Source organism: Streptomyces flaveus, from assembly GCF_014647675.1.
Taxonomy (GTDB): Bacteria; Actinomycetota; Actinomycetes; order Streptomycetales; family Streptomycetaceae; genus Streptomyces; species Streptomyces flaveus.
In genome coordinates this window covers 24,502-50,671 of the sequence record NZ_BMPQ01000035.1, presented here as the reverse complement: position 1 = coordinate 50,671, position 26,170 = coordinate 24,502, and the positions used below count along the sequence as shown (strand labels likewise).

The 26,170-nt window shown below is 69.7% G+C and carries 22 protein-coding genes and 1 pseudogene; 12 read left to right on the top strand and 11 right to left on the bottom strand.

Going from position 1 to position 26,170, the window contains the following annotated elements:
• Positions 1-8: 8 nt before the first annotated feature.
• The gene (locus IEZ21_RS39875) at positions 9-767 is read right to left on the bottom strand and encodes a GOLPH3/VPS74 family protein (RefSeq protein WP_189326711.1); all 759 of its coding nucleotides are present in this window, start codon (positions 765-767) and stop codon (positions 9-11) included.
• 585 nt (positions 768-1,352) lie between these two features.
• Here IEZ21_RS39875 and IEZ21_RS39870 point away from each other — a divergent pair.
• A complete protein-coding gene (locus IEZ21_RS39870) occupies positions 1,353-4,082 on the top strand; it encodes a D-alanyl-D-alanine carboxypeptidase (protein WP_444544983.1) in 2,730 nt (909 codons plus the stop codon).
• Between the two features lie 306 nt (positions 4,083-4,388).
• Positions 4,389-6,323 (top strand): DUF8823 domain-containing protein, encoded by a 1,935-nt coding sequence (locus IEZ21_RS39865; RefSeq protein ID WP_189326709.1) that lies wholly within the window; start codon positions 4,389-4,391, stop codon positions 6,321-6,323.
• A gap of 25 nt (positions 6,324-6,348) precedes the next feature.
• Here the strand turns inward: IEZ21_RS39865 and IEZ21_RS39860 are convergent, their stop codons facing one another.
• Complete coding sequence (locus tag IEZ21_RS39860) at positions 6,349-6,858, bottom strand: glutathione peroxidase (protein ID WP_189326708.1); 510 nt, start codon at positions 6,856-6,858, stop codon at positions 6,349-6,351.
• 36 nt (positions 6,859-6,894) lie between these two features.
• Between IEZ21_RS39860 and IEZ21_RS39855 the strand changes: the two genes are divergently transcribed.
• Complete coding sequence (locus tag IEZ21_RS39855) at positions 6,895-7,806, top strand: SMP-30/gluconolactonase/LRE family protein (protein ID WP_246568664.1); 912 nt, start codon at positions 6,895-6,897, stop codon at positions 7,804-7,806.
• Between the two features lie 64 nt (positions 7,807-7,870).
• On the opposite strand, the gene IEZ21_RS39850 is transcribed toward IEZ21_RS39855, so the two are convergent.
• On the bottom strand, positions 7,871-8,914 hold the full coding sequence (locus tag IEZ21_RS39850; RefSeq protein ID WP_189326706.1) for a phosphotransferase family protein: 1,044 nt from the start codon (positions 8,912-8,914) through the stop codon (positions 7,871-7,873).
• A gap of 115 nt (positions 8,915-9,029) precedes the next feature.
• Positions 9,030-10,007 (bottom strand): ArsR/SmtB family transcription factor, encoded by a 978-nt coding sequence (locus tag IEZ21_RS39845; protein WP_189326705.1) that lies wholly within the window; start codon positions 10,005-10,007, stop codon positions 9,030-9,032.
• A gap of 86 nt (positions 10,008-10,093) precedes the next feature.
• Here IEZ21_RS39845 and IEZ21_RS39840 point away from each other — a divergent pair, with 86 nt between their 5' ends.
• Complete coding sequence (locus IEZ21_RS39840; protein WP_189326704.1) at positions 10,094-11,329, top strand: MFS transporter; 1,236 nt, start codon at positions 10,094-10,096, stop codon at positions 11,327-11,329.
• Here IEZ21_RS39840 and IEZ21_RS39835 read toward each other — a convergent pair.
• Together IEZ21_RS39835 and IEZ21_RS39830 are read right to left on the bottom strand one after the other, a co-directional pair.
• Complete coding sequence (locus IEZ21_RS39835) at positions 11,231-11,470, bottom strand: DUF397 domain-containing protein (RefSeq protein ID WP_189326703.1); 240 nt, start codon at positions 11,468-11,470, stop codon at positions 11,231-11,233. The genes IEZ21_RS39840 and IEZ21_RS39835 overlap by 99 nt on opposite strands.
• The gene (locus IEZ21_RS39830; RefSeq protein WP_246568662.1) at positions 11,467-12,258 is read right to left on the bottom strand and encodes a helix-turn-helix domain-containing protein; all 792 of its coding nucleotides are present in this window, start codon (positions 12,256-12,258) and stop codon (positions 11,467-11,469) included. The genes IEZ21_RS39835 and IEZ21_RS39830 overlap by 4 nt, the downstream gene beginning before the upstream one ends.
• A gap of 125 nt (positions 12,259-12,383) precedes the next feature.
• On the opposite strand from IEZ21_RS39830, the gene IEZ21_RS39825 reads away from it, so the two are divergent.
• On the top strand, positions 12,384-12,842 hold the full coding sequence (locus IEZ21_RS39825; protein WP_189326701.1) for an ATP-binding protein: 459 nt from the start codon (positions 12,384-12,386) through the stop codon (positions 12,840-12,842).
• Here IEZ21_RS39825 and IEZ21_RS39820 read toward each other — a convergent pair.
• Entirely contained in the window at positions 12,820-13,185 is a 366-nt protein-coding gene (locus IEZ21_RS39820) for a PH domain-containing protein (protein WP_189326700.1), read from the bottom strand. The two genes, IEZ21_RS39825 and IEZ21_RS39820, sit on opposite strands and share 23 nt — an antisense overlap.
• Positions 13,186-13,366: 181 nt before the next feature.
• Between IEZ21_RS39820 and IEZ21_RS39815 the strand changes: the two genes are divergently transcribed.
• Together IEZ21_RS39815 and IEZ21_RS39810 are read left to right on the top strand one after the other, a co-directional pair.
• Positions 13,367-13,783 (top strand): hypothetical protein, encoded by a 417-nt coding sequence (locus tag IEZ21_RS39815; RefSeq protein WP_189326699.1) that lies wholly within the window; start codon positions 13,367-13,369, stop codon positions 13,781-13,783.
• A gap of 94 nt (positions 13,784-13,877) precedes the next feature.
• Complete coding sequence (locus tag IEZ21_RS39810; protein WP_189326698.1) at positions 13,878-14,735, top strand: NmrA family NAD(P)-binding protein; 858 nt, start codon at positions 13,878-13,880, stop codon at positions 14,733-14,735.
• 54 nt (positions 14,736-14,789) lie between these two features.
• On the opposite strand, the gene IEZ21_RS39805 is transcribed toward IEZ21_RS39810, so the two are convergent.
• Both IEZ21_RS39805 and IEZ21_RS39800 read right to left on the bottom strand, forming a co-directional pair.
• The gene (locus tag IEZ21_RS39805; RefSeq protein WP_189326697.1) at positions 14,790-15,596 is read right to left on the bottom strand and encodes a nucleotidyltransferase; all 807 of its coding nucleotides are present in this window, start codon (positions 15,594-15,596) and stop codon (positions 14,790-14,792) included.
• A gap of 305 nt (positions 15,597-15,901) precedes the next feature.
• Entirely contained in the window at positions 15,902-16,420 is a 519-nt protein-coding gene (locus IEZ21_RS39800) for a hypothetical protein (protein WP_189326696.1), read from the bottom strand.
• Positions 16,421-16,893: 473 nt separating this feature from the next.
• On the opposite strand from IEZ21_RS39800, the gene IEZ21_RS39795 reads away from it, so the two are divergent.
• Both IEZ21_RS39795 and IEZ21_RS39790 read left to right on the top strand, forming a co-directional pair.
• Positions 16,894-18,579, top strand: a complete 1,686-nt coding sequence (locus IEZ21_RS39795; RefSeq protein WP_246568660.1) for a tetratricopeptide repeat protein — start codon at positions 16,894-16,896, stop codon at positions 18,577-18,579.
• Between the two features lie 299 nt (positions 18,580-18,878).
• The gene (locus IEZ21_RS39790) at positions 18,879-19,985 is read left to right on the top strand and encodes an NAD(P)/FAD-dependent oxidoreductase (protein ID WP_189326695.1); all 1,107 of its coding nucleotides are present in this window, start codon (positions 18,879-18,881) and stop codon (positions 19,983-19,985) included.
• 67 nt (positions 19,986-20,052) lie between these two features.
• Here IEZ21_RS39790 and IEZ21_RS39785 read toward each other — a convergent pair whose 3' ends face one another.
• The gene (locus tag IEZ21_RS39785; RefSeq protein WP_246568658.1) at positions 20,053-21,015 is read right to left on the bottom strand and encodes an endonuclease/exonuclease/phosphatase family protein; all 963 of its coding nucleotides are present in this window, start codon (positions 21,013-21,015) and stop codon (positions 20,053-20,055) included.
• A 51-nt stretch (positions 21,016-21,066) separates the two neighbouring features.
• Positions 21,067-22,488, bottom strand: coding sequence for an ATP-binding protein (locus tag IEZ21_RS39780; protein ID WP_189326694.1), 1,422 nt, complete (start codon positions 22,486-22,488; stop codon positions 21,067-21,069).
• 600 nt (positions 22,489-23,088) lie between these two features.
• On the opposite strand from IEZ21_RS39780, the gene IEZ21_RS39775 reads away from it, so the two are divergent.
• From IEZ21_RS39775 to IEZ21_RS39765, 3 genes and pseudogenes are all read left to right on the top strand, one after another.
• Positions 23,089-24,102, top strand: coding sequence for a LacI family DNA-binding transcriptional regulator (locus IEZ21_RS39775; RefSeq protein WP_189326693.1), 1,014 nt, complete (start codon positions 23,089-23,091; stop codon positions 24,100-24,102).
• Between the two features lie 29 nt (positions 24,103-24,131).
• A pseudogene (locus IEZ21_RS39770) lies at positions 24,132-24,347 on the top strand (hypothetical protein); the annotation flags it as partial.
• Positions 24,344-26,110 carry an amylo-alpha-1,6-glucosidase gene (locus tag IEZ21_RS39765; protein ID WP_189326692.1) on the top strand — a complete coding sequence of 589 codons (1,767 nt, stop codon included), beginning with the start codon at positions 24,344-24,346 and terminating at the stop codon, positions 26,108-26,110. The pseudogene IEZ21_RS39770 and the gene IEZ21_RS39765, both read left to right, overlap by 4 nt.
• Positions 26,111-26,170 lie beyond the last annotated feature (60 nt).

Sequence of the window (26,170 nt, the reverse complement as noted above, 5' to 3'; positions counted from 1 at the left end):
CCAGTGGTTCAGTGGGCCACGGCGCGCGCCATGGATCCGCGGCGCGGTTGCATCGGAACACCCCGTGTGGGTTCCGATGCGGGCCTGACTCCGGCGGTGGCCTGACGGCCGGCCGTCGGGGCCGGGCTGCGGCGCGGCTGTGCGGCCACACCGTTCTGGACGTCCATCACGGCGTGCGCCACGAGTCCGCCCATGGGGTCGTGCCTGATCAGATCCCGGAGGCGGGAGCGCGAGGAGCGCCCTTCGTTCCCCGGGTAGAGGTGCTTGCCCAGGCCGACGGCGTGCGCCAGCGCGGCCAGTGCGGCGGTCCGCGGGTCCGGCGGTACGCCGGTGCGGATCGCACTGTCCAGCCGGGCCTTGATCTCCCGGCTGATCTCCGTGTCGGTCGCCTGATAGCGAGTCGTCGGGAGCACCCCGCACATCTGTCCCGCGACGGCATGGACCATGCCGCAGCGCTCCAGATGCGATAGGTACGTCTGGCGCAGCCCCAGTCGGGGCCCGCCGATCCAGTGGACGGCACGCACGGGAGCGCCACGCCTTCGCAGCAACTCCAACGCGCAGTCCAAAGTCGGATCTCCGGTCGGCCGTGGTACCACCACGGCGATACGATCCCCGTCTGGGGCTATCCGTCCGGCCAGCGCCAGCTCCACTAGCTGTGCTCCGGCCAGACCAAGGTCGAGCGACTGCGGCTGTGCGGTGGTACCCGTGGTCGGGTCCAGCGCCAGCAACAGAAGCTCCTCCGGAATCGTTCTGCGGCTCCTGCCCATCCATGCCTCCCCGCGTGGATGAATGACAGGGTGACCCCTCTCACAATGGTCTGTCGAGAGCGCGTGACCGGAATGTAGTGGAACCAGTAGGTATGTCGTTCTCGTCTACCGCAGAGGTTAAGCCCGCACACAGGACACTGGTGCATGGTTCGGACATCGGTTCCGGGCTTCTGTTGGCGGCTCTTCAAGGGTTCATGGTTCGGTTGGGCGCACGGTGAGTGGCGCATGGAGGAGGCATCGGTGGCGGGCGAGTCCCCCGACAGGTCGAAGCAGCACGAGTCGTCGGTAGAACCGACGTCGGGGAGCACGGCTCCGGTTCCGGGTCCTGCCTCCGGCTCCGGGGGTGGGTCCGACGCGCGTCCCGCGCCGAGTGCGGATCCGCGGCTCGCGGTGGCCCGCGAGGCGGTAGCGGCGGCGGTCCCGCCGCGCGAGCGACGGCAGGAGCGGGGGAGGGTGGACACGGCCACGGCGGTGTTCTCCACGCGCGGTGTCGCGGACGTCTCGGCTTCGGACGTGTCGGCTTCGGGCGCCTCGGGTACGGACGCTTCAGGTTCGGTTGCGTCGGATACGGCAAGGGCGGAGGGCTTGACTGCTGAGGGTTCCCCCGGGCGGGAGGACTCTGCGGCTGCTTCGGAAGCGGAGGACGCCGCGGAGTCCGGTGCGAACGGCTCCCAGTCGTCCCAGGGGGGTGACAGTCGGCTGCGGGACGCTGTGGCGGCTTGGGTCGCGGGGGCGGATGCCGGGGCTGAGGGTGCGGGCTCGGATTCGGGCTCGGGTGACCGTGAGTCGCGGGCAGAGGCGGAGAGTGACGGCGACGTCGAGGGTGACGAGAACGCGGCGCCTTCGGCCGACGGCGGTACGCCTCCGGAGGCGGAGGTCGACGCCGAGGAGGCGCGTACGGACTCCGAGGCAGGCCCGGACTCCGAGCCGGAGGATGCGGTCGCGGCGGAGGGCGCCTCCGGCACTGTGGAGGCGAAGGACGACCGGTCGGTGGGCGACGTCGAGGCCGAGGCCGCGGAGGATGCCGAGCGTTCGGAGGCGAAGCCGGAGGACGGCGCCGACGCGCGGTCGGACGCCGAGCCCTCGGGCGATGACGCCCCAGCGGGTAGCCGTGGCTCTGGTTCGGACGAGCCGGAGGCGGACGCCGCCTCCGGCGCCGACGGAGATGCCTCCGGCGAGGATGTGTCCGCTGACGCGGAGGACGACGCCCCTGCGGGCGGCTCCGGTGCCGAGCCCTCGGCCGAAGACGCCGTGGCCGGTGGCCGTAGCGACGATGTGGATGAGCCGAAGGCGGACGTGCCCCCCGGCGGCGGAGCCGCCTCGGCCGCCGCCCCGGGCACTGGCGCGGAGTCTGGCTCCAGCATCGTTGTGGATGGTGCCACCGCTGACGCGGAGGACGACCGCCCCGCGGATGGCCCCGACGCCGAGCCCTCGGCCGAAGACGCCCCGGCCCCTGGCCGTACCGCCGACGCGGACGAGCCGAAGGCGGACGCCACCCCCGGCGGCGAAGCCGCTCTCGCCTCCGGCGCCGACGCGGAGTCCGAATCCGAGAGCGGTCGGGACGGCGACGCGGAGTCCGGCTCCGCGACCGGCCCGGGCCCCGACGCGAAGCGTGACCCCCGTGTCAGCAGCGGAAACGTCCCGGCTGCTGATCGGGACGACGATGGCGGGCTCGAGCCCGAGCCCAGCTCAAGTGCTGGTGAGGACGAGCACAAGCGTCCCGTCGACCAGCCCACCGCCACCTTCAAGGTGCGGGCGCCCGCTGTTGATCAGCCCACCACCACGCTCAAGGTGGGCGATGCCAGGCCGGACGAGAAGCCCGCCGGCGCCGAGCCCGAGCCCGACGACAAGCCGGACGAGAAATCCGCCACCCCCGAGCGTGACTCCGAGCGCACCAGCAAGTTCGTGGCGCTCAAGCCGCTCGACGAACCGGCTCCTCCCAAGGAGAAGCCGACCGTTCCGCCCGCCGCCGAGACCGCTTCCATCCCGCAGGTCGGGCCGGAGCGGACCGCGCAGCAACCCCTGCCGCCCAAGCCGCCGATCGATCTGCTGGCGGAGCTGACGAACACGCCGCCGCCTCCGGAGACTCCGGTGCGGACGATCGTGCGGCGGGTCAAGATCTGGACGCCGCTGGCCATCCTGCTGGCCGTGGTGTTCGCGGTCGTGCAGGCGGTACGCCCCTTGCCGACGCCCACCCTCGCGCTGACGGCCGACGAGACGTACACCTTCGAGGGCGACAAGGTCACCCTGCCGTGGCCCGACGAGGGCCAGGGCTGGATGGACGTCAACGGCGTCGGTACGGTCGACAACTTCGGCAAGCAGCAGCCCGTCGCCATCGGCTCGGTCGCCAAGGCCATGGTCGCGTACGTGATCCTCAAGGACCACCCGCTGAAGCCCGGCGAGGAGGGCAAGAACATCCCCGTCGACGCGAAGGCCGAGACGGAGGGCGGTTACGACAAGGACGGCGAGTCCACGCTCAACACCATCAAGGCGGGCGACACCCTCACCCAGCGGCAGGCGCTCGCCGCCATCATGATCCCGTCCGCGAACAACGTGGCGCGGCTGCTGGCCCGTTGGGACTCGGGCGGCGACGAGGCCGCGTTCGTCAAGAAGATGAACGACGCCGCCGCGGACCTCGGGATGAAGAACACGAAGTACACCGACCCCTCCGGCCTGAAGGAGACCACCGTCTCCACCGCCGAGGACCAGGTGAAGCTCGGCAACGAGCTGGTCCGGATGAAGGCGCTGACGGACATCACCAAGCTGCCCGTATGGAAGGACCCCTCGGGCAAGAAGTGGCAGAACTACAACCGCCTCGTCCCGTACGACAACGCCATCGGCATCAAGACCGGCTCCACCACCAAGGCCGGCGGCAACCTGCTGTTCGCCGCCACCGAGGACGTGGACGGCGAGATCGTCACCGTCGTCGGCGCGATTCTCGGCCAGCACCAGCCGCCGATCATCGACACCGTCAACGCGGTCAGCAAGACCGCGATGATCGCCGCCCAGGACGCGCTGACCTCGTCGAAGATCCTGAAGAAGGGCGACGTCGTCGGGTACGTGGACGACGGGTTCGGCGGCCGGACGCGGGTCGTCGCCACGCAGGACGTCTCCGCGGTGGGCTGGGCCGGCAAGACCGTCGAGCTGACCTTGAGCGACGACGGTACGGAGATTCCGCACGAGGCGAAGGCGGGAACCAAGGTCGGTTCGCTGAGCGTCGGTGACGGCACGGGTGCCGCTGTCGAGGTCCCGGTCGCCCTTCAGTCGGGCGTCACCGAACCTGACTACGGCTCCAAGCTCACCCGCGTGAGCTGACGGCCGGACGGCCGGCAGGACAGACAGCAGGAGGGGCAGCAGGACGGGGCACTCGGGCCGGACAGTCAGCGTGCCCCACAGGTGAGTTGACGGCACGTACGTCGCAGTGACACAGCGCGACGTACGTGCCGTGAACCAGCCGTAAACCTGCCATAGACATCGCCAAACAGGCCGGATCCCGCAGACCGCGTCCCGCCCGGACGACCCGCGGCGGGGCGCGTGCTAGCGTCGCAAGGATCGGGGCAGCTCGACGGCCGCGGAGCCCGGCCGAGAGCGGAACAACGGGACACGGGGAGTGCCTTTCACGTGGCGACAGCGGAGCCGACGCACGCCGAAGACGCCGAGCCGAGCCGAGGAGGAGCCGGCCCGCGAATACGCGAGCGTGCGCGAGCGGCCGACGGCCCCGACGAGACCCACGGCGGCACCCCCGACGACAGCCGTGAAGCGCGCCAAGGACGCGAGTCCGACGTACCCCCCACGGCACCCACGCCCCCTACCCCCTTCGCCCGCTTCCTCCGGCACCCGGCCACCCTCGCCACCGCCCTCGCCGGTGTGCTGCACGTCGTCTGGTTCTTCACGTTCGCCAACAGCGGTGGCGATCTCGCGGCGCAGGACGCCTGGGCGGAGTTCGTCGGACGGCACCCGGACTCGGCGTACAACCTCGCCTGGTACGGGGGCATGCACCCCGTCTCGTACAGCGTCGTGTCCCCGTATCTGATGTCGGTGCTCGGAGTGCGGCCGACGATGATGATCGCGGGGACGGTCTCCGCGGGCCTGCTCACGCTGATCCTCATGCGCAGCAGGGCCGTACGGGAGCTGCGGTGGCCCGTGTTGATGGGAGTGTTCGCGCTCTTCTGCAACGCCGTGTCCGGCCGTGTGACCTTCGGTCTCGGCATGGTCTTCGCGCTGGGCGCGACCGCCGTCGTCTTCTGCTGGCCGTACCGCTGGCGTTACAAGCGCTGGGCCAAGGCCCTGTGCGCCGCCCCGCTCGCCGGGATCGCAACCGCGGCCTCGCCAGTGGCGGGGCTCTTCGTGGGGCTGGTCGCCGTGGCGCTGTTCCTGCAGAAGCGGCGCCCGGGAGCGTACGCGCTGGGCCTCGCCCCCGCCGTCGTCGTGGGCCTGTCCGCGTGGCTGTTCCCGTTCTCCGGTACGCAGCCGATGATGTTCGGGTCGGTCGTCCTGCCCTTCCTGTTCTCGGGCTTCGTCGTGTTCCTCGTGCCCAGGGAGTGGAAGACGGTCCGGATCACGGCCGGGGTGTACGGGCTCTCCGTGGTCCTCGTCTGGCTGATCAGCTCGCAGATCGGCTCCAACATCACGCGGCTCGCGATGCTGTTCGCGGGGGTCGTGCTGCTGGCGGCGCTGCCGTTCACGGTGCCGCGCTCGCGCAGGTGGTACGCGCTGGTCGTCGCCTCCGCGGGGTTCGTCGTGTGGGTCGGCTTCAAGGCGGTGGACGACACCGTCAACGCGACGCCCGCCGCGTCCTGGGCGCGTGAGCTCGCCCCCATCGTCGGCCGGCTCCAGGAGGTCGACGCCGAGAAGGGTCGCGTGGAGGTCGTACCGGCCCGCTCGCACCGCGAGGCGTCCGCGCTCGCGCCGTATGTGAACCTCGCCCGCGGCTGGAACCGGCAGGCCGACATGGAGCGCAACCCGCTCTTCTACGACGACACCCTGAACTCCGCCAACTACCACGAGTGGCTCCAGCGCTGGGCCGTCCACTACGTCGTGCTGCCCAAGGACGAGCCCGACGGGGACGGCGGCGAGCGCGAACGCGAGCTCGTGCAGCGCGGCCAGCCCTATCTGAAGCAGATCTGGGGCGACGCCAACTGGCAGCTCTTCAAGGTCACCGATCCCACGCCGCTCGCCGACCCGCCCGCCACCGTCGAGCGCGCCGGACAGGACGAGATGACGATCGACGTGAAGCAGGCGGGCCGGGTCCTGATCCGCGTCCCGTACTCGCCGTGGCTCGGCCTCGTCGACGCCGAGGGCAAGAGCGTCGAGCCGCCCCGGGAGACGGAGGAGTCCAAACGGCTCCGGGAGGTCGACGACGAGGCCCCGAAGACGTTCGAGAACGTCGCCGGCTGCCTGATGGCGGCGGAGGAGGACGCGAAGGGCGACGAGTGGACGGAGCTGGTGGCTCCGCGGCCTGGTACCTATCGCCTGGCGGCGCGGTACCAGCTGCCTCGGGGCACGGGGTGCCCCGAGGAGCTTCAGGAGGCGGTCAGGCCGGGCGCCACCGAGTGACGCCCGGAGTCACTTCACGTACGGATCAGGCGACGGCCTTCTCCACCGCGGAGATGACCTCCGCGGACTCCGGCTCCGTCTGAGGCGAGAAGCGGGCGAGGATCGTGCCGTCGCGGCCGAGGAGGAACTTCTCGAAGTTCCAGCGGATGTCGCCGCTGTGGCCCTCGGCGTCCTCGATCGGTACGAGGCGCTCGTACAGCGCGTGGCGCCCGTCCCCGTTCACCTCGACCTTCTCGGTCATCGGGAACGTCACGCCGTAGGTCGCGGAGCAGAACTCCGCGATCTCCTCGGAGGTGCCGGGCTCCTGGCCCATGAACTGGTTGCACGGCACCCCGAGCACGGTGAAGCCCTTGTCCGCGTACTGCTCGTGCAGCCGCTCGAGGCCCGCGTACTGCGGAGTGAGCCCGCACTTGGAGGCCACGTTCACGATGAGTACGGCTTTGCCCTTGTACTGCCCGAGGTCGGCGGAGCCGCCCTGCAGGGCATTGATGCCGATGTCGTACACAGATACGGAAGACGCGTCAGAAGAAGTCATGTTCGGATGCTAACCGGGATCGATAAGGTCCCCGGCGTGACCACCGTGAATGGGATCTACGAGACACTCGACGACCGCTTCCGCACCGGACGCTGCACGCTCGGGGACGCCCGGCTGGAGCGCCTGTACGACGACTGCCGCTGGGCGGAGGGCCCGCTGTACGTCCCCGCCTGGCGCCAGCTGATCTGGAGCGACATCCCCAACGACCGCCTCCTGCGCTGGGACGAGACGACGGGGGCGGTGGGGGTCTTCCGGCTTCCGGCGGGGAACAGCAACGGCAACACCCTTGACCGGGAAGGCCGGTTGATCACCTGCGAGCAGGGCAACCGGCGGGTGACGCGCACGGAGCACGACGGCCGGGTGACCGTCCTCGCCTCCCACTACGAGGGCCGGCGCCTCAACAGCCCCAACGACGCCGCCGTACGCTCCGACGGCTCGATCTACTTCTCCGACCCGGACTTCGGCATCCTCACCGACTACGAGGGCCACCGGGCGGAGTCCGAGATCGGCGCGTGCAACGTGTACCGGCTGGACCCGGTGACGGGGGAGGTCCGCCTCGTCGCGGACGGCTTCGAGGGCCCGAACGGCGTGATCTTCTCGCCCGACGAACGGCGCCTGTACGTCTCCGACTCCCGGGCCGCCCGCATCCACGTCCACGAGGTACGCGACGACGGCACCCTGTCGCCCGGCGAGGTCTTCGCCGAGGGCAAGGACGGCATCCACTTCGACAACATCCGCTTCGACGACGAGGGCCGCCTGTGGGCAGCCGCCCTCGACGACGGCGTCCACTGCTACGACCCCGACGGCACCCTCATCGGCCGCCTCCTGATCCCCGAGACGGTGTCCAACATCGCCTTCGGCGGCCCGAAGAACAACCGCATGTTCATCACGGCCACGACGTCCCTGTACTCGCTGGTGATGTCGGTGACGGGCGCTCCGCGGCTCTGACGGGACGTCGAAGCCGCGCGGGCTCACAGAGAACTAGGGCCCGCGGGCGGTGTAGAGGGCTGGATCACGACGGGGCGAGGCGGCGACGGAGGCCGGCTGTGAGCTGAGCGACCGCGTGGGTGTAGAGACCGGTCTGCAGGTCCTCGGAGGTGTTGCGGCGGGTGCGGAAGTGCAGGGAGGAGAAGAACCGCTCGTAGACCTCCCACGCGTCGCGGCGCGTCGCGAGGCTGTCCAGCGTCTCGTCGCAGGTGTCGGGGGCGTACCGCAGATAGCTCTCCAGCAACCGGCGGATCCTCGTACGGTCCAGCGGCAGGTACCACGGCGGAGCCGGTACGTAGCCACCGATGTACGCCAGGTCCTTTGCCGGGTCGCCGATTTCGACCCATTCCCAGTCCACGTAACGTGGCGTGCCGGCGTCGTCGACCAGGATGTTGGGCACCACGAGGTCGCCGTGGATGAGGGCGAACCGCTCCAGGCGCCGGAAGGCGGGTTCCGCCGCCGCCACGAAGGCTTCCACGCGGGGGAGCAGCCGGCTGACCTCCGGGTCGTCGACCACGTGCGGGAATGTCTCGCTCCACCAGGTGAGGCTGGTGGCGAACAGGTGGGTCAGTGACAGACACGTGGCTTGTTCCTCGACCGGTGCTCCGACGTCACCGCACCGGTCGAAGGCCCGCGCGTGGAGCCTGCTCATCTGACGGGCGTGGGCGGCCAGAAGACCGCCGTTCCACTCTGCGGGCCGGCGCACCCGGCCGGACACGTACCCGCACACCATGTAGGGAGACCCCAGAGGGTTGTTGCGTGCCTGTTCCAGCAGCACGGGCGAGGGGCCGATGCCGTCGGGAAGGTGGGGAAGAGCGGCGAACTCCTTGCTCATCGGCCTGGGCAGGTCCTCGGGAGCCCGGCGTGCGACCCGGACGACCAGGGGAGGACTTCCGTCGGCGTCGAGGCGCCAGGCCGTATAGCTCTCCCCCTGTCCCAGCCACCGGACCCTGGCATCCCGTGGTGAAGGTGTCGGCGTCTGCTCGGGCAGGCCCAAGCGTCCGGGCTCAGTCTGCGCCAGGTGCTCGATTCGAGCGGCCGTGTCGTGCGCGGACTGCTCGCGGCTCACTGCGTCGGCTTCCTCGTCGACCTCGGTTCCTCTCCCCCAGCCCGTCCGGCGCGCTCGGACACCATGCCGGCGTAGGACTCGAGGCTACCGAGGACCGGGGACCAGAAACAGGTACTCAACCTCGAAGACCAGCTTTGACGAGAACCTCCCCCGCAGGCGTCCTGGAGTAGAGCACCGACCGTCCCGCCCGCCGCCGTTGGACGAGCCCGGCGTCGAGCAGGACCTTCAGGTGGCGGCCGACGGAGCCGAGTGCGTGCCCCGTGACGGCCACCAACTGGCTCGTACTCAAAGGGGAGTCGAGCAGCGCGAGTACGCCGGCCCGTGCGGGTCCGAGGAGCCGGTTGAGGCTCTCGGGCGCGGCGGTCGGTTCCGCTCCGGCCAGCGCGCCCGAGCAGGGATACACGACCGCGTACCGGTGCGGCTCCTCCCAGGAGACCCAGCCGCGCCGCTGGGGCGTGACCGGTACGAAGAAGAGCTCGGCGCCGGAGATCTCGCGCGGCGGATACTCGTGCGGGTTGACCTGGAGCCGGTTCTCGCCCAGCCAGCGCATGCCCGGCCGCATCGCGTCGAGCGCGGCGGCCCAGCCGCCCTGGCTCAACTGGGCGGTACGGGCGACGACATCGGCTTCGAGTACGCGTCGCCGCCGGGGCCAGTAGGGGCGTACGGCTTCGGCCCAGACGTACTGGAGCAGGTCGGCGGCACGGGCCGGCAGGTCGTCGCGGTCCTGGAGGATGCGCGGCAGCGGGCCGCCGCCCAGGGCGACGACGAGGTGGGCTCGGGCGGCTTCGGGGGACGTGTCCCGTACGCGCGCGACTTCCGTGTCGAAGTCCTCCGGCTCTCCGGTCGGGGTCGGCGTGAGGAAGTCGGCGATCCACTCCTTCCCGAGACCGGCCCGGACGAGGGCGGCGGTGACGGGGTCGTCGGCCAACCGCCTTCTGTAGTCGGCGAGATGGGCATCGAGCCAGGACCGCTCGCCCGGGTGCGCGGCCGTCCCCGCGTGCAGCACCTTGAGACCGGCGAAGGTCTCGGCAAGCGGGGACAGCACGAAACGGCTCCCGGCGAGGGTGTCGGCGTTGACCTGCCACCAGCCCATGCCTGTCCGCCCGCCTCCGGTCTTTTTGGTTTCGCATCCACGCGAAACATTAACGGTCGGGCCGCGGTCGCTCCGAGACTCCGCTCATGCGCTCCTACCAATCCCTGTTCCGTACGCCGGAGTTCACGCCGCTGTTCCTGACCTCCCTGGTCAAAGGGGCCGCGCAGACGATGAGCGGACTGGCCCTGGGCACCTTGGTGTACGCGGCCACCGACTCGCCCCTGCTCTCGGCGCTGAGCATGTTCGGGCCGTCCCTGGCCCAGGTACTGGGCGCGACCACGCTCCTGTCGGCGGCCGACCGGTTGCCGCCCCGGGCGACGATCACGGGCATCGCCCTGGCATTCGCGGCGGGTACGGCGATCCTGGCGGCGCCCGTGTCCCTGTGGGCGATCTTCGCGCTGATCCTGCTGCTGGGCCTGGTGGCCTCGCTGGGCGGAGGAGTCAGCTGGGGTCTGCTGAACGAGATCCTGCCCAAGGACGGCTATCTGCTTGGCCGTTCGGTCTTCAACATGGCGAACGGGCTCACGCAGATCACCGGGTACGCAACCGGCGGCGTCCTCGTCACGCTCCTGTCCCCGCGCGGCACCCTGCTCACGGCCGCGGCGCTCTACCTCGCGGCGGCGATCACGGCCCGCCTCGGCCTGACCCGCCGCCCGCCCCGCGCGTCCGGCCGCCCCTCCGTGGCCGAGACCTGGCGTACGAACGCACGCCTGTGGTCGTACGCACCCCGCCGCAACGTCTACCTGCTCCTCTGGCTCCCCAACGGCCTGATCGTCGGCTGCGAGTCGCTGTACGTCCCGTACGCCCCCGACCACGCGGGCCTGCTCTTCGCCTGCGCGGCGCTGGGGATGTTCGTCGGGGATGTGACGGTGGGCCGCATCCTTCCGTCCCGGGTGCGGCCCCGGTTCGGCATCCCGCTGCTACTGCTGCTGGCTGCGCCGTACCTGCTGTTCGCTCTGCGGCCGGGGGTGCCGGTGGCGGCGGTCGTCGTAGCGGTGGCCTCCGTGGGCTTCGGCGCGAGCCTGGTCCAGCAGGAACAGTTGATGGCCCTCACCCCGCCCGAACTCAGCGGTCACGCCCTGGGATTGCACTCCGCCGGGATGCTCACGATGCAAGGGGTGAGTGCCGGGCTGGCGGGGGCGGTGGCTCAACTGACGTCGGCGGGGGCGGCGATGGTGGTGATGGCCGTCGCGTCGATCGCGGTGACGGTTGCGCTGTCGCTGTCAGTCGCGGGCGAGCGTGAGGAACGACGTCCAAGTGGCGGGGGTGACGGTGAAGAGCGGGCCGTCGGGGGTCTTGGAGTCGCGGATGTGGATGGCTGAAGGGTGGGTGGCTACCTCGACGCAGTCGCCGCCCTCGTCGCTGCTGTAGCTGGACTTCCGCCAGTCGTAGGCGACTTCGAGGCAGGCGCCGCCCTGATCGCTGCTGTAGCTCGACTTGAACCACTGACGTGCGGTGCTCATTGCTCTCGCTCTCCTAGCAGACGGTCCAACAGGCGCTTGGTCTCTTCAGGGTTGAGTGCCTGTGTCCGCAGCATGGCATACCTGCGCTCCAGGTAGGACACCTCATCGGGGTTCGCGATAAGCCTGCTCCCATGCGGGGCCTCGGTGTAGGCCAGCCGCTGGTAGTCGGGAGTCTCCAGCAGAATGAATGGCCCTGCGAGACCGGCATGGAACTGCCGGCCGACTGGCATGACTTGGAGTGTGATCCCCGGCAGTTCGGCCCACTCCCGGAGGCGCCGCAACTGCTCGTAGTAGACCTGATCGCCTCCCAGCCGGTCCATCAAGGTCACCTCGGAAAAGATGAAGCTGGCAGTCGGCGGATCCTCGCGGTGCAGGATCTTCTGACGCGCCATGCGTGCCGCGACACGCAACTCGATCTCATCCTCGCTCAGCGCCGGAACGTCGTTGCGGAGGACGGCACGGGCGTAGGCCTCGGTTTGGAGGAGGCCGGGCAGCACCTGGTTCTCGTACCACGAGAGCGCGATCGCCTCCCGCTCCAAGTCGATGAACTCCTCAGCCCACCGAGGAAACAGATCCACCTCCGGCATGTGCTCCAGCGCCGCGGCCAACACCCCCTTCGTGTCAAGGATCTTGTCCAGCAGCTCCGCGAAGTCCTCCTTCAGCGGCCGTCTGCCCTGCTCGATCGACGCGATCGTCTCCTCGTCCACCCGTGCCCGCTCGGCGAGCGTGCGTTGGGTGAAACCGGCCGCCCGCCTCAGCACAGCCAACTGCGCGCCGACCATCTTCATCGCCGAGGCGTTCTTGCGTGAACGCTTCCTGGAGTTCATGCAGGTCCAACTCCCCACCGCGGTACGTATGTTCACCGCGACAGGCCCGTACAAGAATTCCGTACGAGCCCACGCACTGCTCCATCATGGACACAGAGCGTGACACTCGTCCCGTGAACAACGAAAACTCACCCGCTCCCCGCGAACGCTTCTACCGGCGAGAACGCCAATCGATCCCGGCGGCAAGGGAGTTCACGAAGGCCGCGCTGAAGGACTGGGGCGTACCGGAAGCGACGTACGACGACGTCCTGCTGTGCGTCAGCGAAATCACCACCAATGCCCTCCTCCACGGCGTACCTCCAGGCCGGGGCTTCCGGCTCTGCCTCCTCCCGTGCGACGACGGAGCACTCCGTGTGGAGGTCCACGACAGCGGCGACGGGGAGCCGCGCGTCGTGCCGTCCGCGGGTGAGTCGGGGCGGGGCCTGCTGCTCGTGTCGGCGGTGGCGGACAAGTGGGGCGTGGCCGAGCGGGACCCGGGGAAGATCGTCTGGTGTGAGTTCGCGTTCGCCGTACGGGAGTTGGCTAACGCGCCACGAACTGCGTGAGGATCGCCTGGACTTCGTAGATGTCGACGCCCTTGGTGAAGGTCTTCTCGATCGGGGTGGGGGTGCCGGAGATCCAGATCTTCAGTTCGGCGTCGAGGTCGAAGTGGCCGGCGGTCTCGACGGAGAAGTGGGTGATGCTGCGGTACGGGACGGAGTGGTACTCCGTCTTCTTGCCGGTGATGCCCTGCTTGTCGATGAGGATGAGGCGGCGGTCGGTGAAGAGGATGGTGTCGCGGATCAGCAGGTAAGCGGCGTACACCTGCTCGTCCTGCCCGAGCAGTCGCGCGTAGTCGTGCTGGGCCTTCGCCGGGTCGACGGTGTGGGCGTTTCCGAACAGTGCCATGTGAAGTCTCCCCTGGATGGGCCGAGTTGCGCGCTTTTCTCACTGTAGGACCGACGGCCTGCCTCCGACGGTTGAGCGGGGCGCCTGCGGGGAGGGTGGGGAGCCGCCTCCGGGACCCGTCCCGGACTCCTCCGCTGATCCTGTGTGTCTGGCCGGCACGCGAGCGAGGGGAGTGCGGGACATGGATGCCATGTGGGCGGTCGCTGGTGTCATGGGGGTGCAGATGGTGGCCGTGCTGACGCTTCCCAGTGACGGGCAGGCCGGGCTGAAGGCGTTCCTGGCCGGCGTCTCCCTGCTCTTCGGTGAGGCGATTCTCGTCAGCGGCGTGGACGGCGAGATCCTTGTCGCTGCCATGGTGTTGCTCTCGGGAGGACTGTTGTTCCTCGCGGAGTTGGGGGCGCGTCGCGACAGTCCACTGGTCTCGCTGCTGTGGATGGTCACCGGAGGCAGCGGCATGGCCCTGATCACGTGGCGGCGCGACGATCTGGTCGAGTGGATGGAGACCAACCGAGCGCCGCTGGCCGTTGCCTGCCTGACCGTCGCGCTCCTCTTGGGCACGCAGGCGATGCGCCGCCGGCGGCTGCGGGAGACACGCTGACGCACACGGGGTCGCGTCCACAGACGTGGTGTACGGCGGACTGCCGAGGCCATCGCGGACAGGATCTGACCTAGATGCTCCCTATGGTCGTGCCATGACACAGACGCAGAAGATTCTTGTCACCGGCGCCACCGGAACCGTCGGCCGCCAGGTCGTCGCCGAACTGCTCGCCCGCGGCCACGCGGTCCGCGCCCTCACCCGGGATGCGGCAACGGCCACGCTCCCAGCCGGAGTCGAGGTCGTTCAGGGCGACCTGACCGAACCCGACAGCCTGATCCCGGCCCTTGAGGGCGTCACCGGCCTCCATCTGATCACCTTCGGCGGGCCCTACTTCGCCCCGTTGGAGACCGGTCCGCGGATCCTGGAGCTGGCCCGCGCGGCCGGCGTACGCCGGGTCACCGTGCTGCACGGCGGCGGGCCGTCCCTGCTGGAGGACGCCGTGCGGGCCGACGACAGTGTCGACTGGACCGTACTCATGCCGGTCGAGTTCATGGCCAACGCGCTCGAGTGGATGGACGGGATCGTGGCCTCGGGTGAAGTCCGTGAGCCGTTCGTCTCCCGGCTGAGCGCCATGGTCCACGAGGGCGACATCGGCGCCGTCGCCGCGGTCGCGCTCACCGAGGAGGGGCACGGGGGCCAGGAGTACGTGATCACCGGCCCTGAGCTGCTGACCGTCGGTGACAAGGTGGCGAAGCTTGCCGCAGTCTGTGGCCGGGAGATCGCCCTGGTCGAGCTGACCGAGGAGCAGGCCGTCGCCCAGTGGCGGGCGGCGGGCCACCCGGACGACGTGATCGGCTTCCTGATCGAGGCGTACGGGAACACCCCGGAGGTGGGCCGTACGGTCGTCGACACCGTCGAGAAGGTCACCGGCAGCCCGGCCCGCACCTTCGGACAGTGGGCTGCGGAGCACGCGGACGCCTTCACGGCAACCGACCCCGCAGCCACGGCATAGCCCCCCGCGTAGTTCGTGGGACGGAGCGTCATGTGACAAGCGAGTGCTGTCAACTCAGGGGCGAGGTGCTTTCTCGCCGTGCACGGTTGTGTATTCGGCTGCGAGCCAGGGTCCCAGGTGGTCGATGAGCATGCTGAGCACCGCCGGGTTTGCCGAGGGCGTGCGGCCGGTGGCCGCAGCGACGCGCATCTGCTCGACGCGGTCGGGGTAGTAGTGGCCGAATAGCTCGGCGGACTCGCTGAGGTCGCTCGTCCAGCCGCCCCAGCGAGGCATGATCAGCGTGAACCCTGTGCGGACGATGCGGCGGCCTACGACGCGGCTGAGGGTCTTGCGGTCGGCGTCCGTGGCGGCCTCTGCCGCTCGGGCGCGCCATCGCGGGAGCACCAGAGGGAGGTCGCCGTTCGTCTCGCGGGCGAGCAAGGATGTGGGGCGGTAGCGGGGAAGCTGTTCGGCGAGATCGTTGCCCAGCAGCGGGGTACACAGGCAGGCGACAAAAAAGCCGCCGTCATGGCGTTCGAGTTCGCTGAGAAGGGCGCGTACGCCGGACAGGAGGATGCCGACGCCGTTGATTTGGGCACAGGAACGGTCGAGAGCAGCCTCGATCGTCTTGGCGTCCGCTCGGTCGGCCTCAGTGGGCTCGTCGCGGAGGGCGAGAAGCAGGTCGAGGTCGGAGACACCGGGGACGGCGGCGCCGCGGGGAATGCTGCCGTAGAGGTAGGCGCTGTGCAGTCGTGTGCTGCCGAACATCTCGGTGATCTGAGCGCGGGAGGCATCGACGACAGCCGCGAAAGCTTCTGGCACGCAGCTCAGCGCACCTTCACGCGCGATCGTCCCGTCCTGGTTCAGTCCTCTTCCGCTCATGGAATCACTGTGCCTCCCGGCTTCGTATGCCGCCGAGTGGTTTTCCACGGCGATTACAGCGCCCGGACGATCCATCCTGCGCGGCATCCTCGAGACTTGCCCCCTACTCAGGCATGACCAGCACCTTTCGCCAGGAGCATCCCGATGCTGCCCTGGCAAGTACCGCAGTGTTGTCGAGTTTTGGGCTCTGGCGCAGATCTTGGGGAGCGGTCGCGGTCGGTGAAGGACGCGTTCGATTCCTTGATGAGCGCCGGGATGCGCCGTGCGATCGTGGGCGGTGGATGGGCTTTCCGGCCGTGCATCGTCTATCTGGTGTCGTCGGGACTGCCCGCGAGGGATCCGCCTATCCAGAAGGGCAGTGCCTTTTGGTCTTTGCTCAGTGACCGTCGTATTGCGTTGACCAACTGCACCTGCGCTTGGGCGGGCGCTCTACTGGCCCGGGCGAACTCCTCCACGCTCAACGGATTGTGCAACGGGTCCCGTGCCGGGTCACGCGCCACCTGGTCCAGGAACGCGCCGATGGCCTTGCCGAAGTTGTCGATCTCCCCCGCGACGTCTGCGGGGGCGACCAGGCTGGCACGGGTCAGGGCTGCGCTCCACTCGCTCCAGTCGTAGTCCCAGCCTTGTCGGCCGGCATGGGCGCGGCTGATGGTCATCGTGAACTTGGCGTAGTGGCTGATCAGTTCCTCGTAGGCGATCAGTTGCTTGTCCCGCAGCCACTGACGGTCCTGGGCACGGTGTGTGACGATGCCCCCGACCAGGACCCCGATCGTGGCGGACAGCGCCCCGGTGGCCGTTGTCACCAGTGTGTCCAGCAGTGCCACCCGAGGCCCCGCATCCCCTGTCGCTCGAACGTCAGCGGCTCGAACCTACTGGTGACCAACCTCCGGTGACAATGCCCAACCTGCGCCGGCGCAGGCAGCCGTCGCGGCGGGTCACGCGAGCAGGATCATCTTCTACACAACCAACCCGGCGAGAGTGACCGCGTCATCACCTTCCGTTCAGCATTTCCTCCGTCCATTCGGGACCCCTCCCCGGCCGCCTGCGGGAGCATAGAGGGCCTGTAAAGGGGCAAGATGTCCTGGACATACGGCAGTTGGGGGAGTGGGTCGGTATGAGTGGGTCCGAAGAGCCGTCGGGTGTCGGTGGCAAGGGAGAGCCGTCGGGCAGCGGACCGGAGCCGGAGTCGACGCCGTCGCCTTCGTCGCCTCCGCCGTCCGCGCCGCCTCCACCGGACGTACCTCCGTCGCCGCCCGAGCCTGCGTCGTCCGCACCGGAAGCACCTCCGTTGCCGCCCGTGCCCCCGTCGTCGCCTCCACCCCCGCTGCCCGGCGGCCCGCCGACCGTCGGGCCGCCGGGGCCGCCGGCCTCCGAGTGGTTGACCTCCTACACGCCGCCGGCCGACGAGCCCGAGGACGCCGTGCCCCCGGACCCGTGGCGGGCCGCGGCGGCCGGGCTGTTCAACCTCTCCGGGCTCGGGCTCGGGTACGTGCTCCTGCGGCGCTGGCCGCTGGCCGCCCTGTGCTGGATCGCGACCGGCTGGCTGCTGGTGGCCGCGCTGCCCGCCGACCCGGACGGGGTGCCGGGCGGGGTGATATGGGCGTACGGCCTCGTACTGATGCTGGCCGCGGTCCACGGGGCGTGGCTGGGGCGCCGTACGCGGATGACGTTGCCGGTGCGGCCGATGGTCGCCGCCGGGCTCGGGCTCGTGCTGCTCGCGGTGCCGGCCGGTAGCGCGGTGGGGTACGAGGCGGCGCGGGAAGAGGCGTACCAGCAGATGCTGCTCGACCGGCTCGCCAAGACGGACCGGCTGGTCACCGCCGCCTCGCGGCAGGGCGGCTTCGCCGAGGCCAAGGCGGACTACGAGCGGGCGCTGAAGGCCTACCGTGCGCTCGGTGACGACCATCCCGGCAGCCGGGCGGCAGAGCGCATCCCCGACCGCCTCGACCGGTACTACGACACCGTCGCCGCGCCCTACCGCGAAAAGCAGTACTGCGAGGCCCTGGAACCGCTGCGGTATCTGTGGAAGCTGCCCGACACGATGGGCAAGCAGCGGCTCGGCTCCCTGACCGACTGGCCCGTCGAGCCCCTGCAGACCTCGCTCTACGAGTGCGGCATCACGAACCTCGGCGGCTCCGACGCGGCGACCGAAACGAAGGCGAACGGCGGCGAACTGACCGAACTCCTGCGTACGTTCCCCGACTCGGAGTCGGCCGCCAAGGTCGGACCGGCCGTCAGCGCGGAGATCGCGAACCAGTCCAAGGCCCTGAAGGGCAACGACCCCTGCCCGGCCAGCGAGGAGTTGCAGGCCATCAGCCGGACCATGGTCGACCTGCCCGCGGGCAGCCCCGGTGACGGGCTGCGCACGGACGCCGTCAAGGCGGTGGAGTCCGGCGCCTACGCCTGCGGGGTCGACGAGTTCGAGGACGACAAGTTCGGCGCGGCGGCCACCACGCTCAACGACTTCGCCGACACGTACAAGGACAACAAGAACGCCAAGCGTGCCCGGCAGATAGCCATCGCCGCGGAGATCGCCGAGGAACGGCCCGAGGCGGGCCGGAAACTGCCGCCGTCCCGTAGCCCGGGCGGCGCCAAGATGCCCCTGAAGATCAGCAACGACGCCCCGACCGCGGTCGAGTTCCTCTACACCGGCCCGGTCACCGGCCGCATCACCCTCACGGCCTGCGCCGGCTGCACCGAGTACTCCAGCGAGTCGCAGGCCGCGGACGCCGCCTGCTCGAACAGCGGCCTCTCCTACCCGACCGACTATCTCAACCTGCCCGCCGGCGACTACCACACCCTCATCAAGTACGCCGACGAAGACGCGGGGAATGTGAGGAACGAGGCCGACGGCATGAGCATCGACCCCGGCTACACGTACACCAACTGCACGTACATCGTGCGCCAGAGCAGCCTGCCGGGATACCCCGACATTCCCCTGCCGGACCTTCCGGAGATCGAGCCCTTCGAGCCGGCCGTCTGACGCACCTGACCGCCTGACGCACACTCACGGAAACCGTCCCAGCACCATCCTGACCGCCCCGTCCCGCTGATCCGGGAGCGGGGCGGTCACTTTTCTGGCGGTAACCGCCCGCCGGGTCAGGACCGTTGCCGGCAACGGTCCATACATCGGCCTGTCTCTGCCGTCACTTCACAGAACTCACACAACACAACACCGCAACTTTAAGTTTCAAGTCATACGCTCGCCAGCAAGCGAGTGGCCGAAACACGGCGGCATGCGTTACGGCTCTCGTTCCCCCCGCAAGGCACAGGAGAGTTGACGTGCGTGACCGCGACGTAGTGGTGATCGGCGGCGGCTATGCCGGCGTCCGTCTGGCGAAACGGTTGGACGGGCAGGCGCGCGTCACGCTGGTGGACCGCAAGGAGGTCTTCTTCCACCGCGTCGCCTCGCTGCGCGCCGGCGTGGATCCGGAGTGGACCGGGGCGCCCTTCATCCCGTACGACCGGCTGCTCACCAACGGCCGGATGGCCGTGGGCAAGGTGGTCCGCATCGACACCTCCGAACGGCAGGTGGCGCTCGCCACCGGTGAACGGCTGCCGTACGACGTGGTGGTGGTCGCCACCGGCGCCGACTACCCCGAACCGGCCCGTTTCACCGGCACCACCCCCGAAGAGGCGGCCAAGTCGTTCGCCGAACACCAGCAGAACATCGCCATCGCCGAGCACGCCCTCGTCGTCGGCGGCGGGCCCTCCGGCGTCGAACTCGCCGCCGAGATCAGGCTGGCCCGGCCGGACGCCCGGGTGACGCTCGCCCACTCCGGCCCTGCGTTGCTCCACTCCACGGGCAGCGCGCGGGCCGGGCGCAAGGCCCGCGCCTGGCTGGAGTCCCACGACGTGGAGATACGGCTCGACTCCTTCATGTCCCCCGGCAACGACTTCGGCACCTACCGCGACGCCCGCGGCAACATCATCGACGCCGACCTCTCCTTCTGGACCACGGGCACCACCCCCAACACGCTCTGGCTGCGCCTGGCCGGGCACGGCGACTGGCTGAACTCGGCCGGACAGGTCAAGGTCGACAAGGCGCTCCGGGTCGAGGGGTGGAAGGACGTGTTCGCGGTCGGTGACGTGAACAACATCAGCGAACTCAAACTCACCCCCGCCGCGCTCGCCCAGGCGGATCTCGCCGCCCACAACATCCGTACGTACCTTCAGAGTTCCGGCAAGCACCGCAAGGAGCCCCGCTTCTACCGGCCGATCCACCGCACGCCGCTGATCGTGCCCTTCGGCCCGGCGGGCGGGGTGACCATGCTGCCCGTACCGGGCGGCGAGACGGCGGTCCTCGGCGGCCGCACCAGCACCCTGGCCAAGGCGAAGAACCTCATGACTCCGTACATGCGACGGCAGTTGGGGTACACAGCGGCCTGAGCCACTGTCCGAAAGCGGCAGTACGACGCCCGGCCACGTCGTCACCTCCGGGCAATGCACCTGGCCATCAGCCAAGACGCGTGCGGCCGACGACCGGCAAGTGGTCGCTCCCGGTCGCGTCCAGGGTCGAGATCTCGGTCACCGCGACACCCCTGCCGAGCACATGGTCGATCCGCGCCACCGGCAGGGAGGCCGGCCAGCTGAACGCGAACCCCTTGGCGGGAGCGGAGAGTTGGGAGGTGAGCGGGTCGAGTCCGCGGTCCTGCACGGTGCCGTTGAGGTCGCCCACGACGAGGAGCCGGTCGGCCGGGTCGTCCGCGATCCGGGCCCCGAGCAGGGCCGCGCTCTCGTCGCGGGCCGCCGACGCCAGGCCGGTCGCGCCGAGGCGGATCGACGGCAGATGGACCACGTACACCGCGGTCTCTCCCTCGGGCGCGGCGACCGTGGCCCGCAGACCGCGCTGCCAGCTGTCCGGGAAGCCCGGGGGCCGGATGTCCACGGCTCGCACGTCCGACAGCGGGTACGCGGACCAGAGCGCGACCGTGCCATGGACCGCCCGGTGGGGGAGGGAGGCGCCCAGGACGTCCTCGTACGCGGCGCGCGCCTCGGGCGTCAGCTCCTGCACGGCCACGAGGTCACCGCGTGCGCCGAGCAGCGCCCGTGCGGTGCCGGAGGGGTCGGAGTTGTCGTCGGCCACATTGTGCTGGACGACGGTCAGGTCGTACGAGCCCGGCGACGAGCCGAACCACAGCCCACCGAACATCCAGAGCCAGGCAAGCGTGGGCGCCAGGCAGGCGAGCAGCCCCACCACCGACCGCTTGAGCAGAGCGACCCCGCCCAGCAGCGGCACGGCCACACCCAGCCACGGCAGAAACGTCTCCAGAAGGCTCCCGAGACGCCCGACCCGGTTGGGCACGGCGGAGTGCAGGACCAGCAGCCCGGTGACGCCGAGGGCACACGCGACGAGCCCGTACTCCCACCGCCGCCCGCTTCGCCGCTCTTGTGCGTCGCGCACCCCTCGTACGACCACATGCCCTCCTCGTTCGGCCGGAGGACGCGTATCGCCGCTGAGTGGTTCCTCTCAGGCCCATGCCTCGAGGAGGTCCTCAGGTGTGAAGGTGGAGATCCCTTCGGCGGTGCAGCCGCTGCGGGTGACGGCGAGCAGGGTGGTGTCGTCGTCGGCGCCGGGGAGTTGGGAGCGGTGGATGATGAGGCGGGAGAGGTCACGGTGGTCGAAGGGTTTGTTCTCCAGCCACTTGACCGATCCGGCAAAAGTGATCTTCTTGGCGATCGGGGAGCGGTCCGCACCGATGAGGTCGATCTCCGGGTCGTTGGTGCGGGTCCAGTATCCGCCGACGGCGTTGGTGCCTTCGGGCAGCCGGTCGTCGGCCAGGCGCCAGAGTGCTTCGCGGATGATGGGTTCGATGGCCCTGCCGCGCCAGGATGTCCAGCTGGTGCGGATGGAGTCGAGGACTCGGTCGCCACGGCCTCGTTCGACGGTGGGGATGCCGGGGCCGATGAAGGAGAGCCAAAATCGCAGGTAGGGGTCGTCGACGCGGTAGCGGGTCTCGCGGCTGGGTTTGGTGGACAGGGGAAGGTCGGCGGCGACCATGCGGCGGGTGGTCAGGAGCTCCAGGGAGCGTTTCACCGAGCCGGGGTTGAGGTCGCCGGCAGCCCGGCCGATCAGGGCGAAGGTGCGTTCACCGTGCCCGATGGCGCCGAGGACGGTACGGGCCTGTGCTTCGGTGGGGAACTCGGCAGCCAGGGTGCGCTCACCGCTGATGAGCAGGGCCGAGGTGGGCTTGCGCAGCGCGGAGGCGAGGTAGTCCCACAGTCCGGCGCCGTGCGGCCACTCTTCCAGGATCAGCGGGAGTCCGCCGGAAACGAGATAGGCGTCGAAGGCATCGGCGGGCGGCAGATCGAGCATGGCCCCGACTTCGGCCGGGTTGAGCGGGGGCACGACCATCTCGGTTCCGCGCTGATAGAAGGGCCGTCCGTAGGTGTTGAGCTGTTCCATCATCGCGATGTCGGAGCCGATGAGGACGAGCAGTACGGGCAGTTTGGACAGGGTCCGGTCGAAGATCTTCTGCAGGGTTCCTTCGAAGGCCGGGTCCTCGCGCACGAGATAAGGCATCTCGTCGAGGACGACGACGCTGGGCGCATCGGTCGGTAGCGCGGAGGCGAGGAGACTCAGGGCGGCGTCCCAGGTCTGCGGTGCGGTGAAGTCCGCGAAGCGGCCCGCGTCGGGGAGGCTGGAGGCGGCCACTTCTGCGACGAAGCCCGCCAGGTCCTCCTCCCGCGAGCCGCCGACGGCGGTGAAGAAGACGTGCGGCAGTTCGGCGCGTTCCAGGAACTCCTCCACCAGCCGGGACTTGCCGACGCGGCGACGCCCGCGGATCAGTACCGCCCGACCGGGACGCCCGCCGCGCCCGCCGGTCTTCACCGGATGCAGCATGTCGTCCAAGAGGCCGAGTTCTGTCCGGCGGCCGATGAATCCATTCATGACGAACTGCCTCGCACGGGTACCAGGAAAGTTTCTTTGATGAAACTTTCTTTCATGCAAGTCTAGCGAATCGGTTGGTGCTCGCACCGGGCGAGCGCTGGTGGCGTCAGTCGGGCAGCGATGCCGTACGAGCGGGCGTACGGGAACCGTGTGCCGCCGTGGGCCCGGTGTCGGCGTACGGGAAATCCGTGCCGCGACGGATCGATGTGCCCTTCGATGGAGCGAACCGGTTCGAAATCCAACCGGATCGGGAAGTCGGCACCGAGGAAAACCGGCCAGCAATACCCGCGACACAGGAACCTGCGGCGCGTCGACCCGCCGCCCGGAGTGAGTCAAGCCGCGAGATCCTGGTATTCGCAGGTGGCGGGCTACATGTGGAGCTGCTGGCGGGGGCAGGAGTCGACTCGGCGAGGTTTCCTGGCAGTTGCGGGAAGCGTGGAGAGGCATTGACACCTCCGTGGCTTGTACTTACTTTCACTTTGCGCGAACCGGTTCGACAATCGGTCGCCATCGGTATGAAGCCCTCAGCACCAGCGGCCGATCTCGCTCTCTCTTCCCGAGATCGTCGAACCGGTTCGAGCAGTTCGAGCAAGGAGTCCCGTGAACATTGGTGAGATCGCCAAGCGGGCCGGTGTCTCGCGCAGCACCGTGTCGTACGTGCTGAGCGGCAAACGGCCAGTGTCCGACGGCACCCGCCAGAAGATCCAGCGGGTCATCGACGAGCTGGGCTACCAGCCCAACGCGAGTGCGCGCGCCCTGGCCAACGGCCGGACCAACACCATCGGTCTGGTCTTCCCGCCGGCCGGTAACCACTACACCGGCATGCAGCTCGATTTCATCGGCAATGTCGTCGAGGCCGCCGCGGCCAAGGACTACGACGTGCTGCTCTCTCCGAGCGGTATGGACAGCGACCGCTCGTTCCAGCGGCTCCTGGGTGAGCGTCGGGTCGACGGCGCGATCCTGATGGAACTCCGGCTCCAGGACGACAGGTTCGACCACCTCGACTCGGTGGGCCTCCCCGCCGTCGCCATCGGCCGCACGGCACATCCGGAGAACGGCTGGTGGGTCGGCCTGGACCACACCGCTCTGGCGGAGGCCTGCGTCCACCATCTCGCGGACCTCGGGCACCGCACGATCGCCTTCGTCAACCGGCCCGAACAGCTCCTGCGAGCCGGGTACGAGTCCGCTCACCGCGGCCTCGAAGGTTTCACCAAGGCCGCGGCGGAGCGCGGAGTCACCAGCCGGACGTACTGCTGCGGAGATGACGCATCCTCCGGCCAGGCATGCCTGGAGCGGATCCTGCACGACGAGCCGGCCACCACGGCGCTGGTCACGCTGAACGAGGCCGCGCTTGGCGGCCTCTACCGGGGGCTGGCCCAAGCCGGCCGCCATGTGCCGCGCGACTTCTCCGTCACCGGGGTCGTCGCCGGCCGGTGGGCGGAGACGGTGACCCCGCAGCTCACGGCCGCGGACGTGCCCGCGGAACAGATGGGCCGCCTTGCCGTCGACCTACTGGTCGAGCGGCTCGACCACCCCGAAGCGCCGGCCCGGCACCACCTGCTCGCGCCGCCGATCTCACTGCGTGCCAGCACCGGGCCCGCCGGCACCGGGTGACCCGGCGACGTACGGGCTGAATCCGGCGCCGAGTCTTCGACATCATCCGGATCATGACCAAGGGTGGCCCGGCCGACTCGTCCACCACCTTCGCCACCTGGTCCTACCAGCTCGGCTTCGGCAACCTGCTCGTCGTCGCCGCCCTGGTCTTCGGCCTGGTGTACCGCCGTCAAGGACTGACCTCCTCCCCGGCCACCGCACACCTCTCCACGCCCACCGCTGAAGAAACGAGTAACCCCTCATGACCGCGGCCCGATCCGGACCGGCCTTCTCCATCCGTGACATCCCGTTCAGCACGTACGGATCCTGGTTCGACATCTCGCCCGTGGTGGCGGAGAAGACGTACGCCGAGGACCTCCACCTGGTCTCGCACCAGAACGGCATGCACGCGGTCCTGTGTTTCGTCCCTCTCGACACGGCGACGGGCGACCGGGCCGAGATCCGCGCGGAGGCGACACCGGGTCTGCTCAGCTGGACCGGTGCGGACGGGCACATCGAGCTCGCCTACGAGGCACCGGACACCGTACGCCTGCGCGGCGAGGGGCTGGACCTGCGCGTCGCCGCGGCGGCGAAGACCCTGACGCCGTTCAGCGGCAGCTACTTCTACCGCGACCCGGTGGACGGTGCGTACATGCTCACCTCGTACGAGACCGGGCGCCGCTACCGGATCACCGTGCTGTCCGGCGCCGTGGCCGACTCGTCCGGCACGGAGGCCCTCGGCAGCGGCGACCGCGGTGTCACCGTCACCGCGGACGCCGACGGGGCCGGCGGGGCCTGGGAGATCGCCGTCGAGGAGCTGGACTCGGCGCGGCGGTCCTTCACCTCCTCGGCGACGTTCGACCAGGTCGTGGCGACAGCGCAGCGCTCCTTCACCGAGTTCGCCGACGTGGTGGCGCCCTGGCGCTCGTCCGGCACCCCGGCCGCCGAACTCGCCGCCTACGTGGTGTGGTCCGCGACCGTGCGCCCGGCCGGCCTGGTCACCCGGCCCGCGGTGCTGATGTCCAAGCACTGGATGGACAAGGTCTGGAGCTGGGACCACTGCTTCAACGCCCTTGCCCTGGCCCCCGGTTCACCTGGCCTGGCCTGGGACCAGTTCTCGCTGCCTTTCGACCACCAGGACGACAGTGGGGCGCTGCCCGACTCGGTCACCCACTCCGAGGTCCTCTACAACTTCGTCAAACCGCCCATCCACGGCTGGGCCCTGGGCCATCTGCGCCGACGCCTCCCCGACCCCCTCGACCGGACGGAACTGGCCGAGACGTACGACAGGCTGAGCCGCTGGACCGACTTCTGGCTCACCGCCCGGCGAGCCCCCGGCGCCGCTCTGCCGCACTACCAGCACGGCAACGACAGCGGCTGGGACAACGCCACGACCTTCGACCCCCAGCGGGTGATCGTCACCGCCGACCTGGCCGCCTTCCTCATCCTCCAGCTACGTGAACTCGCCGCTCTGGCAACCGAGTTGGGGCGATCCGACGAGGCCCGGCAGCGGACGCGCACGGCTGAGGCGACCCAGGCCGCGATGCTCGACCAGCTCTGGACCGGTGACCGGTTCGTCGCCTGTGCAGTCCACAGCGGGGACACCTGGAGCACCTCCAGCCTGCTCGACCTGATGCCGATCGCGTTGGGCGAGCATCTGCCGGAGGAGGTCGGCAGCGTGCTGGCCGAACGTATCGAGGCACACCTGACCGCGTTCGGCCTGGCCACCGAACTGCCCACCTCACCGCACTACCTGCCCGACGGCTACTGGCGCGGCCCGATCTGGGCCCCCGCCACCGTCCTCGTCGAGGACGGCCTGCGCCGCGCCGGCCACGTACGCCTCGCGGACGAGATCAGCGCCCGCTTCCGTGCCCTGTGCGAGACCAACGGCTTCGCGGAGAACTTCGACGCCCTGACCGGGACGGGCCTGCGCGACCGCGCCTACACCTGGACCGCCAGCAGCTACCTCCTCCTCGCCGAGGCCCACGAACTCCGGCACACCGCACCCGCCGCGCCGACCGGCGGATGACAGAACCACCGGAACCGCCTGGGCACCCGCCCAGGCGGCACTCCCCGCCCCGTACTCAGG

Coding starts and splice junctions, on each gene's coding strand:
- IEZ21_RS39875 (WP_189326711.1), bottom strand. CDS start 767: ATGGGCAGGAGCCGCAGAACGATTCCGGAGGAGCTTCTGTTGCTGGCG.
- IEZ21_RS39860 (WP_189326708.1), bottom strand. CDS start 6,858: ATGACTTCTTCTGACGCGTCTTCCGTATCTGTGTACGACATCGGCATC.
- IEZ21_RS39845 (WP_189326705.1), bottom strand. CDS start 10,007: ATGGGCTGGTGGCAGGTCAACGCCGACACCCTCGCCGGGAGCCGTTTC.
- IEZ21_RS39840 (WP_189326704.1), top strand. CDS start 10,094: ATGCGCTCCTACCAATCCCTGTTCCGTACGCCGGAGTTCACGCCGCTG.
- IEZ21_RS39835 (WP_189326703.1), bottom strand. CDS start 11,470: ATGAGCACCGCACGTCAGTGGTTCAAGTCGAGCTACAGCAGCGATCAG.
- IEZ21_RS39830 (WP_246568662.1), bottom strand. CDS start 12,258: ATGAAGATGGTCGGCGCGCAGTTGGCTGTGCTGAGGCGGGCGGCCGGT.
- IEZ21_RS39825 (WP_189326701.1), top strand. CDS start 12,384: ATGGACACAGAGCGTGACACTCGTCCCGTGAACAACGAAAACTCACCC.
- IEZ21_RS39820 (WP_189326700.1), bottom strand. CDS start 13,185: ATGGCACTGTTCGGAAACGCCCACACCGTCGACCCGGCGAAGGCCCAG.
- IEZ21_RS39815 (WP_189326699.1), top strand. CDS start 13,367: ATGGATGCCATGTGGGCGGTCGCTGGTGTCATGGGGGTGCAGATGGTG.
- IEZ21_RS39810 (WP_189326698.1), top strand. CDS start 13,878: ATGACACAGACGCAGAAGATTCTTGTCACCGGCGCCACCGGAACCGTC.
- IEZ21_RS39805 (WP_189326697.1), bottom strand. CDS start 15,596: ATGAGCGGAAGAGGACTGAACCAGGACGGGACGATCGCGCGTGAAGGT.
- IEZ21_RS39780 (WP_189326694.1), bottom strand. CDS start 22,488: ATGAATGGATTCATCGGCCGCCGGACAGAACTCGGCCTCTTGGACGAC.
- IEZ21_RS39765 (WP_189326692.1), top strand. CDS start 24,344: ATGACCGCGGCCCGATCCGGACCGGCCTTCTCCATCCGTGACATCCCG.